This window comes from Mesorhizobium sp. M0968, assembly GCF_040319065.1.
Taxonomy (GTDB): Bacteria; Pseudomonadota; Alphaproteobacteria; order Rhizobiales; family Rhizobiaceae; genus Mesorhizobium.
Genome location: NZ_JAMYNL010000101.1, coordinates 1 through 558, shown reverse-complemented (window position 1 = coordinate 558; position 558 = coordinate 1). Strand labels below are relative to the sequence as shown.

At 64.0% G+C, this 558-nt stretch carries 1 protein-coding gene and 1 pseudogene; both read right to left on the bottom strand.

Annotation, left to right across the window (positions count from 1 at the left end; genetic code table 11):
• Window positions 1–203 (bottom strand): annotated as a pseudogene (locus tag NKH67_RS34080) (AAA family ATPase); the annotation flags it as partial.
• Window positions 200–558, bottom strand: a 359-nt coding sequence (locus NKH67_RS34075) for a Mu transposase domain-containing protein (RefSeq protein WP_502893857.1), incomplete at its 5' end; no start/stop codon positions are given. The pseudogene NKH67_RS34080 and the gene NKH67_RS34075, both read right to left, overlap by 4 nt.

Here is a 558-nt window from a genome sequence, read left to right as displayed (position 1 = left end):
GCCGTCTTGATCCGGCTGTTCTCGCGCAGGGTCAACTCTTCCGAGAGGAGGATGTCCATGGCTTCGAGGGCGGCGATCTCGCCTTTCTCGAGCCGGCGCACGACATGATCGAGCGCTTCGAGCGCCCGCGGCATCTTCAGGCCGACGAGGTCGTGGCGGATCCGGTCGATGGTGGATGGCGTGGTGTCGAGCGCGTTCGTCATGGACGTTGCTCGTTCGCCATCACCCGGGCGACGGCGTCGTAGAAGGCCAACGGGCGCTGAGCGACCCTGTCGCCCGAGCCATGAAGAATGACCTCGTCGTTCCTCAGTCTTTGTCGGCGCTTGTGGACGTGGATGTTGCGATGACCCGGCTCGACATGACGCTGGTGCCGGCCTTCGAGAATAGGATGGGTGGCAATCAGTGCGCCGTCCTCGAAGATGCGCAACTCTTCGGCCAGCGTGTGTACCTCGACGACACGGCGCCTGGTGGCGTCGGGCACGCTGTAGAAATTGCCGCCGACGCTGACCATGCCCTCCCGGCTGATACGTCGCTCGAGCTTTAGGACCGATCGGAACG